We start from the raw sequence: 865 nt of genomic DNA on the forward strand, positions 1-865 counted from the left end.
AGCAATGGAGCATGCACGTAAAACCTTGTCAGTAACAACGTTCAGAATCTCTGTATGAGCCCAGAAAGCCCCTCAAAAGCAAACTAGCCCAAGTGCGTATTATGGGTCTGAATTATGTTGAGAGGTTTGCTGAAAGCCTGAATGAAATCAAACGTGGGCGAGGGATATGCTCAATTAGAAAGTCAGCTTGTCTGGCTTTTTTAATGCTCATCGTGAGAATCGTTTTACGATTGAAGCCCGTAACATAATTCGCATAATACGCATGTAATTTATATTCATCTAAACACTTGTTTTTTCGTACAGTAATCCCCATAAGTAGTAATGACATATCACAACGCATTAGGAGATATCATGTCAGATGAAAAACTAACATTTAAGCCAACCTTATCGGAATATCACGTCTATGATGATTCCCCAGAAGTACAAAGAATGCTTGCGGTAAGTGCTGCTCTTGAGGTGATAAAGGCTGATGTATCTGCTAGTGGGGAACGTAAGTCTAATAACATTAGAGATAATATGGAAAACCTCGCGAGTTATGCTGATGCCATACAAGAAGCTTTAAAGCTAAACTAGTAACCTCTGCTATAAGCTTGCTTGTAGAGAGGATATTAGTCGACAAGCGTAGCGCGTCAGAAAAAGCCTAACTTCATAGCTAGGCTTTTTATTGCTTGGTATATAAGCCAACTATCCAACCCCCCAGTCATGATCATGATGAGAGAGAGGCAGGTTTTGGGAGGCAAGCGTAGCGCGCAAAACTGGCTCTCTCAGGTTCGGGTTCCTGTTACACCCGAACTAACTCCGGAATACCGGAATCCGCTATAAGATATTAAGAACCTCATTACCTTCAGAATCGACATCTTCGCTG

1 protein-coding gene is annotated in these 865 nt (G+C 41.7%); it reads left to right on the forward strand.

The window, feature by feature from the left end; genetic code table 11:
• Positions 1-351: 351 nt before the first annotated feature.
• Positions 352-573 (forward strand): hypothetical protein, encoded by a 222-nt coding sequence (locus F0229_RS21665; RefSeq protein ID WP_171733696.1) that lies wholly within the window; start codon positions 352-354, stop codon positions 571-573.
• Positions 574-865: the final 292 nt, after the last annotated feature.

The organism is Vibrio sp. AIC-3 (genome assembly GCF_013114515.1).
In the GTDB taxonomy this organism is placed as follows: Bacteria; Pseudomonadota; Gammaproteobacteria; order Enterobacterales; family Vibrionaceae; genus Vibrio; species Vibrio crassostreae_C.